Source organism: Chryseobacterium sp. Marseille-Q3244 (assembly GCF_940807095.1).
Taxonomy (GTDB): Bacteria; Bacteroidota; Bacteroidia; order Flavobacteriales; family Weeksellaceae; genus Chryseobacterium.
Window position 1 is genome coordinate 40,481 of the sequence record NZ_CALNWX010000021.1, and the last position, 14,366, is coordinate 54,846.

At 34.3% G+C, this 14,366-nt stretch carries 16 protein-coding genes; 10 read left to right on the forward strand and 6 right to left on the reverse strand.

Annotated features, from left to right (window positions below):
• Window positions 1-27: 27 nt before the first annotated feature.
• The 5 genes from NBX25_RS22595 to NBX25_RS22615 all read right to left on the reverse strand — a co-directional run bounded on the left by NBX25_RS22595 (window position 28) and on the right by NBX25_RS22615 (window position 4,615).
• Window positions 28-318, reverse strand: a complete 291-nt coding sequence (locus tag NBX25_RS22595; RefSeq protein WP_250255541.1) for a hypothetical protein — start codon at window positions 316-318, stop codon at window positions 28-30.
• A gap of 71 nt (window positions 319-389) precedes the next feature.
• Complete coding sequence (locus NBX25_RS22600; RefSeq protein ID WP_250255542.1) at window positions 390-638, reverse strand: hypothetical protein; 249 nt, start codon at window positions 636-638, stop codon at window positions 390-392.
• A 171-nt stretch (window positions 639-809) separates the two neighbouring features.
• Window positions 810-2,240 carry a serine hydrolase domain-containing protein gene (locus NBX25_RS22605; protein WP_250255545.1) on the reverse strand — a complete coding sequence of 477 codons (1,431 nt, stop codon included), beginning with the start codon at window positions 2,238-2,240 and terminating at the stop codon, window positions 810-812.
• A gap of 176 nt (window positions 2,241-2,416) precedes the next feature.
• Window positions 2,417-3,724 (reverse strand): dihydrolipoamide acetyltransferase family protein, encoded by a 1,308-nt coding sequence (locus tag NBX25_RS22610; RefSeq protein ID WP_250255547.1) that lies wholly within the window; start codon window positions 3,722-3,724, stop codon window positions 2,417-2,419.
• 63 nt (window positions 3,725-3,787) lie between these two features.
• The gene (locus NBX25_RS22615; RefSeq protein ID WP_123911274.1) at window positions 3,788-4,615 is read right to left on the reverse strand and encodes an SAM hydrolase/SAM-dependent halogenase family protein; all 828 of its coding nucleotides are present in this window, start codon (window positions 4,613-4,615) and stop codon (window positions 3,788-3,790) included.
• A gap of 133 nt (window positions 4,616-4,748) precedes the next feature.
• Here NBX25_RS22615 and NBX25_RS22620 point away from each other — a divergent pair, with 133 nt between their 5' ends.
• The 6 genes from NBX25_RS22620 (at window position 4,749) to NBX25_RS22645 (ending at window position 9,670) form a co-directional block, all read left to right on the forward strand.
• Complete coding sequence (locus tag NBX25_RS22620; RefSeq protein WP_123911275.1) at window positions 4,749-5,708, forward strand: PhoH family protein; 960 nt, start codon at window positions 4,749-4,751, stop codon at window positions 5,706-5,708.
• A 116-nt stretch (window positions 5,709-5,824) separates the two neighbouring features.
• Window positions 5,825-6,490, forward strand: a complete 666-nt coding sequence (locus NBX25_RS22625) for a porin family protein (protein WP_123911276.1) — start codon at window positions 5,825-5,827, stop codon at window positions 6,488-6,490.
• A gap of 148 nt (window positions 6,491-6,638) precedes the next feature.
• Window positions 6,639-7,136, forward strand: coding sequence for a hypothetical protein (locus NBX25_RS22630; RefSeq protein ID WP_250255549.1), 498 nt, complete (start codon window positions 6,639-6,641; stop codon window positions 7,134-7,136).
• A gap of 452 nt (window positions 7,137-7,588) precedes the next feature.
• Entirely contained in the window at window positions 7,589-8,260 is a 672-nt protein-coding gene (locus NBX25_RS22635) for an outer membrane beta-barrel protein (protein WP_250255551.1), read from the forward strand.
• 82 nt (window positions 8,261-8,342) lie between these two features.
• Complete coding sequence (locus NBX25_RS22640) at window positions 8,343-8,996, forward strand: porin family protein (protein ID WP_250255553.1); 654 nt, start codon at window positions 8,343-8,345, stop codon at window positions 8,994-8,996.
• A 14-nt stretch (window positions 8,997-9,010) separates the two neighbouring features.
• Window positions 9,011-9,670: an OmpW family outer membrane protein gene (locus NBX25_RS22645; RefSeq protein ID WP_123911280.1), complete on the forward strand. Its 660-nt coding sequence runs from the start codon at window positions 9,011-9,013 to the stop codon at window positions 9,668-9,670.
• A gap of 82 nt (window positions 9,671-9,752) precedes the next feature.
• On the opposite strand, the gene ffh is transcribed toward NBX25_RS22645, so the two are convergent.
• Window positions 9,753-11,114: a signal recognition particle protein gene (gene ffh / locus NBX25_RS22650; RefSeq protein ID WP_123856077.1), complete on the reverse strand. Its 1,362-nt coding sequence runs from the start codon at window positions 11,112-11,114 to the stop codon at window positions 9,753-9,755.
• 707 nt (window positions 11,115-11,821) lie between these two features.
• Between ffh and atpB the strand changes: the two genes are divergently transcribed.
• The 4 genes from atpB (at window position 11,822) to atpH (ending at window position 14,359) form a co-directional block, all read left to right on the forward strand.
• Complete coding sequence (gene atpB / locus NBX25_RS22655) at window positions 11,822-12,949, forward strand: F0F1 ATP synthase subunit A (protein WP_123856076.1); 1,128 nt, start codon at window positions 11,822-11,824, stop codon at window positions 12,947-12,949.
• A 50-nt stretch (window positions 12,950-12,999) separates the two neighbouring features.
• Window positions 13,000-13,218, forward strand: coding sequence for an ATP synthase F0 subunit C (locus tag NBX25_RS22660; RefSeq protein ID WP_007844726.1), 219 nt, complete (start codon window positions 13,000-13,002; stop codon window positions 13,216-13,218).
• Window positions 13,219-13,322: 104 nt separating this feature from the next.
• Window positions 13,323-13,817, forward strand: a complete 495-nt coding sequence (locus NBX25_RS22665) for a F0F1 ATP synthase subunit B (RefSeq protein WP_115973782.1) — start codon at window positions 13,323-13,325, stop codon at window positions 13,815-13,817.
• 2 nt (window positions 13,818-13,819) lie between these two features.
• Window positions 13,820-14,359 carry an ATP synthase F1 subunit delta gene (atpH, locus tag NBX25_RS22670; RefSeq protein ID WP_065394237.1) on the forward strand — a complete coding sequence of 180 codons (540 nt, stop codon included), beginning with the start codon at window positions 13,820-13,822 and terminating at the stop codon, window positions 14,357-14,359.
• The last annotated feature ends 7 nt before the right edge of the window (window positions 14,360-14,366 follow it).

Below are 14,366 nucleotides of genomic sequence, written 5' to 3' on the forward strand. Positions count from 1 at the left end.
ATGAAATTACGTTAAAAAAACTGAAACTTATATTTCTTCTAAAAATTTTGAAATGATTAATGCGTTTTCAAGGCTCAATGCTTTGGATATTCTCAAGCCGAAAATAGTATGTTTAACCTCTATTTTGAAATCCTCATCAGAAATAGACTTTATGATTTCCTTTCTTTTCGGGTTCAGGAATGTCATTGCTTTGAAAGAATCACTACTTAGAACATAAAAGTCTTTATTTTCTTTAGACTTACTATTACTAAAGATCCCTGCGATTTTGTCTGCAAACTTTTTTCTGTTGATGGAAATAAAACCAAAATCTTCATTCATTTCCTTTAATCCCCAAATTTCTAAAGTATCATATTTATCTGTGGCACGGGCTCCTTTGATTGTTGTTTCTATTAAATTAACATAAAAAGATAAAAAGTACTTGTTTTATTTTTGGCTGTAATTTTGTAACAGAGCTTGGGCTCCTGTAGAAAATTTATCTCCTGAGACTGGAACTTGCTGTATGGAGAATTTTCAATATCTGCCATCGAAATATTATAGGCTGCTGATAACTGTTTATGTATTTCAAAAATCAGCTCCTCATCTTCTTTGGAAAAATCAAATAATTTAGTAACATAGAGTTTTCTGAAATCAAGTTCCATTGTATGTAGTTTGTTTAAAGGTAAAATTATTAAGGCAGAAATCCAAAAAAACCTTCAATCACAAAACGAAGGTTTTATATTTTAAAATTGTCCTGTCCTGAAATATTGATGCACAAAAAAGAATCGTTATGGAAGAACACTCAGAAAAAACGGATGAGTATAAAGTATGTGTTATTTCTTTTTCATTACATCTTCTATTTTTCGAATCATGTTTACAGCATTGGTATTTTCAGGATTTATTGCTAATGATTTTTTATAATTCTCTAAAGCCAAAACGTAATTCTTAGCAGAAAAATAACCTTCACCCAAACTATCAAAAGCATTTGCCGACTGTGGATTTTCCTTAGCATTTAAAGCAAAAACCTTAACAGCCTCGTCAATTCTTGAATTTCTCAGTAAAATATAACCTATATCATTCAGGGTGTTCTCAAAATTCCACTTTGGATTTTTTACTTTTATGGAATAATAGATTTTCTCCGCATCAGGATTATTCTTTTTAGAAAATTCAGAAATAATGGTTTCATCTGCCAATGAATAATCATCTGTTAGATTTTTATCAATCATAGAAGCAATATGATTAATGATCCTATGCTGAATAGGGAATAAGTTATATCCGTTAGACATCATGATGATGGCCATATTATTCTCTGGGTAAATTTTATAGGCGCTTACATTTCCACCAGAAAAAGCGTAAGAAGTGATATTGTTTACCTTATTGATGTCCCAGCCATAAGCAAAAACATCTTTTTTATTACCAAAATCAAAGGGCTGCCACATCATTTCTTTTGTTTTTTGATTTAATAAATCATTTTTACTAAGATGAATACTCCATTTTAAAAATGCAGGAAGTGTTATCGCTATTCCGTTGGCCGAATGGGCTCTTGTTCCGCTAATATCAGTAGATTTTTCATATTGCTTTTTTTCTGGATTGTAATTGTATTTTACAACACGTTTGGGTATTTTTTCGATAGCATTTGAAGAAAAAACAACTTCGTTTTTAGAATCGGAAAACTGATTGTTCAGGATGAAATTCTCAAAAGACTGTCCCGTGATTTTTTCAATAATCATAGTAAGAAGAAGGTAATTTGTCTGATTATATCTGAATTGATTTCCTGTTTTAAAGTCCATTTTTTCTTTTGTCAGCCGTTCAAAAACTTTAGCATTAGAATCATCTGCCGAAATATCATTAAAAGCAATAAGATTAGGAATTCCCGAAGAATGAGTCAATAGATTTTTTACCTTCACATCCTGCCATTCTTTAGGTAGATTTTCAAGATACTTTGAGAGGTTGTCTTCCAAAGATAACTGACCTTTTTCTATCAATTGAAAAATACCAATATTTGACATTAACTTTGATGTAGAATATATTCTGAACATTGAATTTGAATCAACTTTTTTGTTATTTTCAAGAGTCTCCGTACCATAATACTGTTGAAAAATGATCTTGTCATCTTTTATAATACCAATAGCCAAACCTGGAATCTGGTTGGTTTTAATAACTTCTTTTACATATTGATCTATTAATGCTGATGAAACAGCTTTCTGAGAGTAGGCTGTCACCGAAATACTTAAAGCGAATGTGGCCAAAATGAATTGTTTCATAAGTAATTGTAATGGGTTCTGTTCTATATAAGACAATTCAACCTACAGTTGTATTACTCTTCAATTCAAAGATACTCAGATTGAGAAATAAAAAAACCTCCGATCAAAAATCGAAGGTTTTATATCTGGTATATAATCAGCATCAAGTAAACTACCCATTGCTGATTACTTATTACTTATATTTCTGTGTTGAGATCCCAGTTTTCAAGGTAGTCGTGAACATGTTTCAGCATCATTCCTCCTAAAGATCCGTCTACCACTCTGTGGTCATAAGAGTGAGACATGAACATTAAGTTTCTGATCGCAATTACATCACCGTCAGCTGTTTCAAGAACTGCAGGTTTTTTCACGATAGCTCCAATTGCTAAAATCGCTACCTGAGGCTGAGGGATGATTGGAGTTCCCATAAGGTTACCGAAGCTTCCTACATTAGAGATTGTATAGGTAGCCCCTTGAGTATCTTCCGGTCTTAATTTCTTGTTTCTTGCTCTGTAAGCTAAGTCATTGATCGCTTTAGCAAGACCTGAAAGTGATAACTGATCTGCATTTTTGATTACAGGAACAATAAGGTTTCCGTCTGGTAGAGCGGTTGCCATACCGATGTTGATATTTTTCTTTTTGATGATATTCTCACCACTTACAGAAACATTAATCATTGGGAAATCCTGAATTGCTTTTACTACAGCTTTTACGAAAATAGGCATGAACGTTAGTTTTTCACCTTCACGCTTTTCGAAGATCGCTTTGTTTTTGTTTCTCCATTTTACAACGTTGGTAACGTCTGTTTCAATGAAAGAAGTCACGTGTGGAGCAATTTGTTTTGCTTTAACCATGTTTTCAGCGATGATCTTTCTCATTCTGTCCATAGGAATGATCTCATCACCTGCAGCGGCAGTAATTGTTGCTGCGGGTGCAGAAACTGCTGGTTTTGGAGCCGTTGCTGTCTGTACAGGAGCAGCCTGTTGAGCAGCTTGGCTTCCTTTGGTAGCAACGTATGCTAATATATCTTCCTTGGTAATTCTTCCTTCTAAACCGCTTCCTTTGATAGATTTCAGTTCAGTTTCAGAAATATTTTCCTGTTGTGCAATTGATTTTACAAGTGGAGATAAATAAAGATCTCCTGAGAATTCTACATTAGATGCAGCTGTTGTTTGTAAAGGCTGCTCAATGGTTTGTAATGTTTCAGTATCCGGAGTAGCTGCCGGTGTTTCAGTGGTTACTTCCTCAGAAGCAGAACCTTCTCCTTCAATTTCTAAAATAGCAATGGCCTCACCTACTTTTGCAACTTCATCTTTTTGCTTTAAAATTTTTACGATTTTCCCCGAAACTGGTGTCGGAACGTCTGAATCTACTTTATCTGTTGCAATTTCTACTACAGAGTCATCCTCTTTTACGTTATCACCTTCATTGAATAACCAAGTGATAATTGTCGCTTCCATAACCCCTTCTCCCATGGAAGGAAGCAATAATTTGTATTCTGCCATTTTTGATTTTTAGATTTTGACAAATATATAAAAAAAATCGGTTTTTTTATGAAATATATAATTTTACATGAACTCAATGTAGATATTTTCGCCTACATTCAACCCAAACAGGCTTTTAGCTCCGTTTTTCTTACTTCCTTTATAGATCGTAAGCTCCAACAACTGACTGTCATTGAAGATTGCAGCAGACTGCCCATGAAATTCAGTCTCCCTTTCCCAGTCTGAAACTACTTCTGTGTGGCTGGAAAAGATCCTTGAAAGGCTTAGGTTTCTGAATTTTATAGTAAAACCATTGTACCCTTTGCTGATATTTTCAAAGAAATCTTGATTGATATTTGAGATTATATTTCCGAAATTGTCAATATAGGTAACTTCACCAATAATCATTCCTTCAGATTCATTATAAACAGCCCTTGGGAACATCAGTTGCTTTACGGAATCTATTTTTCTTCCAATTACTTCAGGAAGACCACCATTGGCAAGATGTACGGCTGCCGGAACAAAAATATCCGTAGAGGTGAAATTAATAATATCATCAAAACGGTTATTCAGTGTGATTTCATAGATGGCTTCCGGTTTAATATCAAAGAAGATAAGACTTAAAAGGCCGTTGTCTGCAGCCAGAAAGTAAGAACCATCGGCTTTATAAAGGATATTTCTTCTTGATTTATGGTAAAAACTGTCTACACAAAGGATATGAATACTTCCTTTGGGAAAATATTTATAAGCATTTCTTACAATATAAGACGTTTGTATGAGATTGAATGCCTGGATGTCGTGGGTTATATCAATAATATTAACCTCAGGATTTAGAGACAGAATTTTGCCTTTCACAGCGGCAACTCTGTAATCTAAATTTCCGAAATCCGAAGTAAGGGTAATAATTGACATGAGCAATTTATAGAATAGTGTAGTCTTGCAAAGTTATTTAAAATAAAAAGAAAGCCCGAAAGATTGTTGAAAAGAATTTGATATAAATTTGAAAAAAAGCTTTAATTTTAAAATCTAAAAATAAAAATACTGCATGTTTGAATTGACATATGATTTGGAAGATATCGATGCGAAAATCTTCTATGGAGTTAATAACCAATATTTCAACTTAATAAAATCAAGCTTTCCGACGATTAAGATTACTGGAAGAGACCATTATATTTTTGCGATGGGAAATCAGGAAGCTTTAGATATACTGAAGCAAAAACTGGATGATATTGTAAAATTTATCTCGAAAAACAACTCAATAGGGCTGAAAGACGTTGAAAATATCCTAAATATTAAAGACGAAAATGAAAAACAATTAGTCTTTGACCAGGATATCATCGTAAAAGGTGTCAACGGAAAAGTAATCAAAGCAAAGACGACCAATCTAAAAAAACTGGTAAAAGAAACAGAGAAAAAAGATATGGTTTTTGCGATTGGACCTGCGGGAACCGGAAAAACATATACCAGTGTAGCCTTAGCAGCAAGAGCTCTAAGAGATAAGGAAGTTAAGAGAATTATCCTGACAAGACCCGCTGTAGAAGCAGGGGAGAGTCTTGGGTTTTTACCGGGAGACCTTAAAGAAAAACTGGATCCGTATTTACAACCTTTATACGATGCGCTTCGCGATATGATTCCGCATGAAAAATTGGAAGGTTTTATGGAAAAGAAAGTAATTGAGGTAGCTCCGTTAGCTTTCATGAGAGGACGTACCCTTGATGATGCCTTTGTAATTCTTGATGAAGCTCAGAATACAACGCATGCCCAGATGAAAATGTTTCTGACAAGGATGGGAATGAACGCAAAGTTTATCATTACAGGGGATCCAAGCCAGATCGACCTTCCGAAGAACCAGCAGTCCGGGTTGAAAGAAGCCATGAGGATTTTGAATGGAGTGAAAGAGATTGGTTTTGTACATCTTACAGAAGAAGATGTGGTAAGACATCCTGTCGTAAGAAAGATTATTCTGGCTTATAATGATGAAGATAAAAGACTGAGAAATGATTAATTCTTTATAGGTAAAAGTTCTGCTAACCTTTTATTAACCTTCAAAAGTTGTCTTAAAATTTGTTAATTTGAAAAAAATAATTAGTTTTGCAAACCTTAATTAAAAACTAATTAACAATGAAAAAACTTTTACTTATTGCAGCGGTAGCTGTATTGGGAATTAACGCAAGCGCACAGTCTTTAAAATTCGGTCCTAAAGCAGGGTATTCATACTCTACATTAAAGTACAAAGCGGATGGGCATTCTGAAACTTCAGATCCTGTACATACATTTTATGTAGGTGGAATTGTTGAGTATAAATTCAATGACAACTTTGGTATTCAGGGAGAACTTTTATATTCCCCACTAGGAGGTAAAGTAAAGGTAGCTGAGGCTGATCCAGACGATCCAGCTACATTTTTTAACTTTAAATCAAAGCAGACGTTACATACTTTATTGATTCCTGTATCTGCGAAATATTTTATTACTGAAGGATTGTCTGTTTCTGCTGGAGCAAGTTTCGGAGTGATTCTTTCTGCCAAAGCAAAATATACAGCTGATTTTGGAATAAGTGTTCCAGGATTTGAATTTAATGCAGATAGAGAAGAGGATATTAAAGACCAGACAAGTACTTTAAATATCGCTCCATTTGTAGGTGCTGAGTATGCTTTGGAAAATGGTTTATTCTTTGATGCAAGATATAACCTTGGAGTTTCTAACTTGGCCAAACACCCTGAAGGTGGTGAAAAAGCAACGAACAGCTTTATTCAGGTTGGTGTTGGTTTCAAATTCGGAGGAAACTAATTCTTAAGATTTAAAACATACAACTTATAGATAAGCAGGACAAAATACTTGTCCTGCTTTTTTGTTTTTAATAGGTGTCATTTATAGAAATATATCCCTGTGATGAAAATAATTAGTATTTTTGGGGCGTAAAATTTAAACTTAAAAAATGAAAAAGCTATTATTAGTAGGTGCTTTTGCACTTTTAGGAGGGGCTGCTCAGGCGCAGGAAGGTTTAAAATTAGGCGGACATATTGGTGTGCCTGTATCTGATGCGAGCAATGTATCTTCATTTACATTAGGAGTAGATGGAGCTTATATGTGGAATATTGCTAAAGGTTTTGACCTTGGGGTAACAACAGGATATTCTCATTTCTTCGGTAAAGATCACTTTGATGATTTCGGATTTATTCCTGTAGCCGTTTCCGGTAAATATAAATTTAAAGGAGCTCCTATCTTTGTAGGGTTAGACCTGGGATATGGTATTTCTACTAAAGATGGTATAGATGGCGGTTTCTATGCACAGCCTAAATTTGGATACCAGATGTCTAAAGGAGAATTATACATAGGATACCAGTCTGTAAGCAACAGACGTGATTACGGTTGGTACAGAGACAGCTGGAACATAGGTGCTGTTAACTTAGGATACAACTTCTTTATTAAATAAGAATATATTCAAATAAACATACGAAACTCTGGTCAAAGGCCGGAGTTTTTTATTGGCTGACATTTTAGATGTTATAGAATTTTGGGTATATAACTCTCTTGTACTGCTTTGAGAGGGTGAAATCAGTCTCGAATTATAAACATTTGTTTAAATTTTAACAGTTAATTCATTAAAAATTAACATTTTAACAAGAGTGTTTTGGCTGTCTTTTCCCAAATTATGCTGATTTTGAGAAAATCTATAAATTTCAAAACCTAAACATATTAGGCTCTGGTTAAGGAATCGTGATTTTTTTATTCATAATATTGTGAAAAACTCAAAAGACTCTCTTGGATATGATTTATTTTTGTAAAAGCTTAAATTTTAACAATGATATTAATCACATTAACAAATTTTAATATTAGTGGATACGACTGTAAATTTGCCTCCAGAAAGTATTAAAAATTTTTAAAATGAAAAAAGTATTATTAGCGGGTGCTGTTGCACTTTTTGGTTTATCAAACGCTCAGATTGCTAAAGGAACTACATATTTATCAGGACAAGTAGGTTATTCTCAAAATGAAGATAACAATACAGATGTTAAAAAAGAGAAATTCAACGTTCTTCCAACTGTAGGATATTTTGTAAACACTAACTTAGCAGTAGGTTTAGGTGTAGGTTACAGAAACGAAAACGAAAAAGCTACTAAAACTACAGGATCTAATCCTTTATTCGTTACTGAAGGTAAAGAAACTACTTCAGCATTCGTTGTAGCTCCATTCGTAAGAAAATACTGGACTTTAGCTGATAAATTATATATCTTCGGTCAATTAGAAGTTCCAATGGCATTTGGACAAAATAAAGTTGAAGGTACTACAACTACTACAACTACAACTGGAGCAGGTACATCTGTGACTTCTGTTTCTGGATCTACTAAAAATAACTTCACTTCAATCGGAGTAAACATTAAGCCAGGTTTAGATTATTTCTTAAACAAAAACTGGACTATCGAAGCTACTATCGGTGAATTCGGATACAACACTTACAAGAAAGATGTAGACGGAGCTAAGAGAGTTAACGACTATAACTTCGGTTTAAACTTAACTTCTGTAACTTTCGGAGTTAAGTATGTATTTGCAAAATAATAAACAAAGCATATAGCAATAGAGCCCTAGGATTATTATCTTAGGGCTTTTTTACCTTATACTATTAAAATATATAATAATCATGAAAAAAATCTTATTAGCATCTGCAATTGCTTTATTTGCAGGGCTTCATGCACAAACAAAATTTGGAGTAAAAGCAGGTTATGCTTTATCAACTTTGAATTCCAATGATGATAATTTTGAAATTGAAGGAATCAAAGCGAGTATGGAGTCAAAATCCGGCTTCTATGTGGGAGGATTGGTAGAACATAAATTCAATAATAAGTTTGTATTACAGGGAGAAGTTGAATATGCAAATCTGGGAGGTAAAGCAGTGGTTAAAGCGTATGGTGTTACGGTAACGGAAAAGCTTAACTTTAACAGAATTGTAATTCCTGTGTCCGCAAGATATTATGCTACGCCGGAACTAGGGCTTTATGCGGGGCCATATGTGAGCTTCAGAACCAATACAAAAGTTAAAATGGAGGTTAGTGGAGCACCTTCTAATCAGGCTGCTTTAAATGAAGGAGAGAAATATCTTGAAAAAACCTTTGATGACGGCCTTAAGTCTACAGAGTTTGGTTTATTCTTAGGAGCAGATTATACCCTTTATAAAGGGTTGTTTGTAGATGCCCGTTATAGTTTTGGTCTGACTAATATGATCAAAAATCCTGTAGATGGTGAAAAACTAAAAATGAACTTTTTCCAACTTGGAGTAGGTTATAAATTTAAATAATTCAATTAATAATCATGAAAAAACTATTATTAGCAGGTGCAGTAGCACTTTTCGGGCTTTCTAATGCCCAAATGACTAAAGGGGACTGGGTAATCAGTGGAAACACAGGAATGGGTTTTAATAACACTACAACTACAGTAAAAGTAGGAGGGAAGTCTACTGACGGTCCAAAAGTAAATACATTTTCAATTACGCCTTCCGTAGGATATTTCGTTATAGATAAATTAGCAGTTGGTATCGACTTAGGATATGTAAACACTACGACTAAATACCAAGGCCTTAAATCTGTAAATTCTACGTTTTCTGTAATGCCTACAGCTACTTATTATTTTACTAATTCCACTAAGTTTGTACCATTCTTAGGAGCAGGGATTGGATATGCATCCAATAAAACAAAGTATTCTTTTTATAAAGACATCAATAATGAAGGGCTTGATCCTTTATTAATGCGAGATACAGAGGTTACTACAGATGGTTTGGCATGGAAAGTAAAAGGAGGGGTAACTTATATGGCTACTTCGTCTTTAGGAGTCAATTTAGGTATTTCTTATGACCAGTTTTCCAATAAGGAAACTATTATGAATACCGATGTTAAAACGAATATTAAAACTTTCGGGGTTAACGTTGGTTTCTCTTATTTTATCAAAGGGAAAGCTCAGAAGTCTGATAAATAATCAATTTGTTTAAAGATAAAAGATCAAAAAATCCGACTCAATTTTGAGTCGGATTTTATATTTTGATTAGATTGTTTCTGAGTTATTTTCCAAACATTCCACCCATTCCAGGCATGTTTGGCATTTTGCTCATCATCTGCATCATCTGTTTTCCTTGAGGTCCCTGCATCATCTTCATCATTTTACCCATCTGATCGAACTGTTTCATCAGTTGGTTTACATCCTCAATTTTTCTTCCTGCACCTCTTGCAATTCTGTTCTTTCTCTGAGTATTGATGATAGAAGGTTTTCTTCTTTCTTCCGGGGTCATAGAGTAGATGATCGCTTCAATGTGCTTAAATGCATCATCACTGATCTCTACATCCTTGATAGCCTTTCCAACCCCAGGAATCATTCCCATAAGGTCTTTCATATTCCCCATCTTCTTGATCTGGTTGATCTGCTTTAAGAAATCATCAAAACCAAACTCATTTTTAGCGATTTTTTTGTGAAGCTTTTTAGCTTCTTCTTCATCAAACTGTTCCTGAGCTCTTTCTACTAAGGAAACAACGTCTCCCATTCCCAGGATTCTGTCTGCCATCCTTTCCGGGTAGAAAAGATCAAGGGCTTCCATTTTCTCTCCTGTAGAAATGAACTTGATAGGTTTTTCAACCACAGAACGGATCGTTAATGCAGCTCCCCCTCTTGTATCACCATCTAATTTGGTTAGAACAACTCCGTCAAAGTTCAACGCATCGTTGAATGCTTTTGCAGTATTTACGGCATCCTGACCTGTCATGGAATCCACTACGAAAAGGGTTTCCTGTGGCTTGATGAAGTAATGTACAGACTTGATCTCGTTCATCATCTGCTCATCAATTGCTAAACGACCTGCGGTATCTACGATCACTACATCGTGATTGTTAGCCTTTGCAAAGTTGATTGCGTTTTCAGCAATAGTAGAAGGGTTGGTAGCTCCTTCTTCAGTATAAACAGGAACATTAATCTGTCCTCCTAATACTTTCAGCTGGTCAATTGCAGCAGGACGGTAAACGTCACATGCTACCAAAAGAGGCTTTTTATTTCTTTTTGTTTGTAAATAATTAGCAAGTTTTCCGGAGAAAGTAGTCTTACCAGAACCCTGAAGACCTGCAATAAGGATTACAGATGGTTTTCCTGAAAGATTAATTCCTTCCTGAGAACCTCCCATCAAATCCACAAGCTCGTCATGAACGATTTTTGTCATCAACTGCCCTGGAGTAAGGGAAGTAAGAACATTTTCGCCTAAAGCTTTATCCTGAACTCTTTTAGTAAGATCCTTTGCAACTTTATAGTTAACGTCGGCATCTACCAATGCTCTACGGATTTCCTTTACGGTTTCCGCTACATTGATTTCGGTAATTTTTCCACGTCCGGAAATATTATGTAATGCCTTGTCTAATTTATCCTGTAAACTATTAAACATATTTATTGTAAATTATAGGTTTGCAAAAATAAGGAATTTTTAAGAAACCTGAGTATGATAGACTTAATATTATAAGGATTTGATTAAAGTTGGAAGCTGGAGGCGGGGAGAAGGGGTGTTTTTGAGGCCGATAATATAAAAGAGGGCTGTTTTATGGACTATTTAGATCATCTTAGGTGTTTTATAAAAGATTTAACGAAGGTGGGAAGTAAGAGTAGGTAGTTTTTATTATATAATTTAGATTTGATATTAAAATACAATATAACCTCCATCCTTTTTTTCTGCTTCCGGCTTCTAATGCATAGAAGAACTCAGAATAGTTTTGTTTCAAAAATTATAATCCTATTTTTGCAGCATGAATTTTCTTGATAGTTTCATTATTGTATTATTAATATCATTACTTAATATAATAGTATATATAGTATTTAAAAAGTATTTGTACGGTAAACAGGATGCAGGAATGAAATTTCTTGTCATTAACCTGTCTAAGGATCTGATCTGGCTTATTGTGTCTTTAATAATCATAGAGAAGACTAAAGCTAATTTTCTCTTTATAGTGATCTGTTTTCTCATCGCATCATTCCTTATTTATTTACCCATAATAAAACTCATTAATAAGTCTTGATTTTTTTGATGATAAAAATCAATTTTTAGTATTGGTAAAGTTTAATAAAATCGATATATTTGCACACGATTAAAAAAGAGATATGAACAGAAAAATTTCTTCATTATTTTTCGCATTTTTATTTGTGTTTATAAGCAGTTTAGCTGCAGCTCAACACGAATCAGAAGGAGAAGTATCAGCGGAAAAAGTAGAGAACAAAGAAGTGAAAGACGGCTTCAATGCGACCACTATGATCATGGAGCACATTGGTGATTCTAATGAATGGCATTTATGGACTACAAAAGATGAAAGTGGTGAAGAACATCACGTTTCTATCCCTTTGCCTGTTATTATTAAAGATAATGAAGGATGGCATACTTTTCTTTCTAGCAGTATTGCTCACGGACACGAACATGATGGGTATACTTTAGAGCACGGACAGGTAGTTTCTACTAAAGGAGTTGAAAAAGCTACATTATTTTCAATCATCAGTGGAAAGCAAAAATCAAACGAAGTGTTTTTTGATCTTTCAGTAACAAAAAACGCAGCTTCAATGTTCTTGTCAGTAATTTTTATGGCAGTAGTGTTCATAGGAATGGCAAGAAACTATAAAAAATCACAACTTCCAAAAGGTATTGGAAAATTAATGGAGCCGGTGATTGTATTTATCAGAGACGAGGTGGCTATTCCAAATATCGGGTCTGTTAAATATAAAAGATACATGCCTTATTTATTAACTGCATTTTTCTTTATCTGGATTAACAACCTATTTGGATTGATTCCTTTCTTTCCTTTCGGGGCAAACCTTACAGGTAACATTGCAATCACAGCAGTATTAGCTATTATTACATTGTTAATTACATTATTCAGTGCGAATAAAGATTACTGGAAACACATCTTTATGCCACCAGTTCCAATCTTATTGTATCCAATTATGGTTCCAATCGAGATTATCGGAATCTTCACAAAGCCTTTCGCTTTAATGATGCGACTTTTCGCTAACGTTACAGCGGGACACATTATGATCTTGGCGATCGTTTCATTGATCTTCATTTTCAAAACTCCATTATTAGGATTTGCATCTGTACCATTAGCATTATTTGTTTCAGTATTGGAATTATTGGTAGCAGCATTGCAAGCATACATCTTCACTGTATTATCCGCATTATTTATCGGAATCGCAGTTGCAGAGCACGAACATGAGCACGGTCACGAAGAGCACGCTCACTAATTAAAAGAAAGAATTTAAAATAATTTTTTAACTAATATAATTTATTTATTATGGATTTATCAACAGGAGCAGGATTAATTTACGTAGGTATCGGTTTAGCAGTACTAGGTGTAGGTCTAGGTATCGGTAAAATCGGTGGTCACGCAATGGACGCTATCGCTAGACAACCAGAACAAGCTGGTAAGATTCAAGGAGCAATGCTTATTGCTGCTGGTCTTATTGAAGGTGCTGGTCTTATCGCGATCATCTTTGGTGCTTTCATCAAGTAATCTATCCTCAAAAAACATTCTTAGCAGTAAAGCGGTTGGCTGCTGCTAAGAATCTTTTAAAAAAACGATCCATAAAATAACATTTAAAAAAAGAATTTACAGATATGGGAATTATTGAACCTGGAATTGGACTTTTGTTTTGGATGACGCTTACTTTTGTTATCCTATTATTTCTTCTAGCTAAATTCGCTTGGAAACCAATTGTAAATGCTGTTAATGAAAGAGAAACTTCTATCATTGATGCATTAAACCAAGCTAAATTGGCTAAAAAAGAGATGGAAGATCTTAAAGCTGACAACGAAAGAATTATTCGTGAAGCTAAAATCGAAAGAGACGCTATCCTTAAAGAAGCTAGAGAAATTAAAGACAGAATCGTAGGTGAAGCTAAAGATGTTGCTAAAGCTGAAGGAGATAAACTTATCGAAGCTGCTAAGCAAACAATCAACGCTGAGAAAAATGCTGCAATGGCAGACATCAAAACTCAAATCGGTGCTTTATCTGTAAACATTGCAGAATCTATCTTGAAACAAAAGTTAGATAACACTGAAGCTCAAAACGAATTAGTTCAAAATTATATCAACAAATCTAACCTTAACTAAGAATGCTTACATCTAAAGTAGCGAAAAGATACGCACAGGGTTTACTTGATTTCACGAATGAATCAGGTCAGACAGCTGCCGTATTTTCTGAAATGAAAGATGTAGTGAAGATCATGATTGAATCTAAAGATTTGAACAAATTCTTCCTTACACCTTACATTGATGCAAAAAAGAAAATAGAGGTAGCAAACGAAATTTTCAAAGGTTTATCAGCATCTTCCCAGAATTTGATCAGATTGGTTATTAAGCACGGACGTGAGAACCAATTAAAGAATATCGCTCAGGAATTCATCAACAAAGTTGAAGATATCAACGGAGTGCAGAGAGTAACGCTTACCACAGCAACTCAGCTTTCTAAAGAGAATATTGATCAGATTCTAAGATCCACCAACTTGGTAAATGCTAATTCAAACTTCGATTTGAAAGTAAATATCAACCAGGATATTTTAGGTGGATACATCCTAAGAGTAGGAGACCAGCAGGTAGACGCGTCTGTGAAGACCAAATTGAACCAAGTTAAAAAAGATTTCCAATTAAATTAAGAAAAAC

What these genes read in the sequence shown, in the direction of transcription:
- NBX25_RS22630 (WP_250255549.1), top strand. Translation starts at nt 6,639, where the DNA reads ATGAAAAAGCTATTATTAGTAGGTGCTTTTGCACTTTTAGGAGGGGCT.
- NBX25_RS22635 (WP_250255551.1), top strand. Translation starts at nt 7,589, where the DNA reads ATGAAAAAAGTATTATTAGCGGGTGCTGTTGCACTTTTTGGTTTATCA.
- NBX25_RS22605 (WP_250255545.1), bottom strand. Translation starts at nt 2,240, where the DNA reads ATGAAACAATTCATTTTGGCCACATTCGCTTTAAGTATTTCGGTGACA.
- NBX25_RS22610 (WP_250255547.1), bottom strand. Translation starts at nt 3,724, where the DNA reads ATGGCAGAATACAAATTATTGCTTCCTTCCATGGGAGAAGGGGTTATG.
- NBX25_RS22645 (WP_123911280.1), top strand. Translation starts at nt 9,011, where the DNA reads ATGAAAAAACTATTATTAGCAGGTGCAGTAGCACTTTTCGGGCTTTCT.
- NBX25_RS22625 (WP_123911276.1), top strand. Translation starts at nt 5,825, where the DNA reads ATGAAAAAACTTTTACTTATTGCAGCGGTAGCTGTATTGGGAATTAAC.
- atpH (WP_065394237.1), top strand. Translation starts at nt 13,820, where the DNA reads ATGCTTACATCTAAAGTAGCGAAAAGATACGCACAGGGTTTACTTGAT.
- atpB (WP_123856076.1), top strand. Translation starts at nt 11,822, where the DNA reads ATGAACAGAAAAATTTCTTCATTATTTTTCGCATTTTTATTTGTGTTT.
- NBX25_RS22615 (WP_123911274.1), bottom strand. Translation starts at nt 4,615, where the DNA reads ATGTCAATTATTACCCTTACTTCGGATTTCGGAAATTTAGATTACAGA.
- NBX25_RS22595 (WP_250255541.1), bottom strand. Translation starts at nt 318, where the DNA reads ATGAATGAAGATTTTGGTTTTATTTCCATCAACAGAAAAAAGTTTGCA.
- NBX25_RS22620 (WP_123911275.1), top strand. Translation starts at nt 4,749, where the DNA reads ATGTTTGAATTGACATATGATTTGGAAGATATCGATGCGAAAATCTTC.
- NBX25_RS22660 (WP_007844726.1), top strand. Translation starts at nt 13,000, where the DNA reads ATGGATTTATCAACAGGAGCAGGATTAATTTACGTAGGTATCGGTTTA.
- NBX25_RS22665 (WP_115973782.1), top strand. Translation starts at nt 13,323, where the DNA reads ATGGGAATTATTGAACCTGGAATTGGACTTTTGTTTTGGATGACGCTT.
- ffh (WP_123856077.1), bottom strand. Translation starts at nt 11,114, where the DNA reads ATGTTTAATAGTTTACAGGATAAATTAGACAAGGCATTACATAATATT.
- NBX25_RS22600 (WP_250255542.1), bottom strand. Translation starts at nt 638, where the DNA reads ATGGAACTTGATTTCAGAAAACTCTATGTTACTAAATTATTTGATTTT.
- NBX25_RS22640 (WP_250255553.1), top strand. Translation starts at nt 8,343, where the DNA reads ATGAAAAAAATCTTATTAGCATCTGCAATTGCTTTATTTGCAGGGCTT.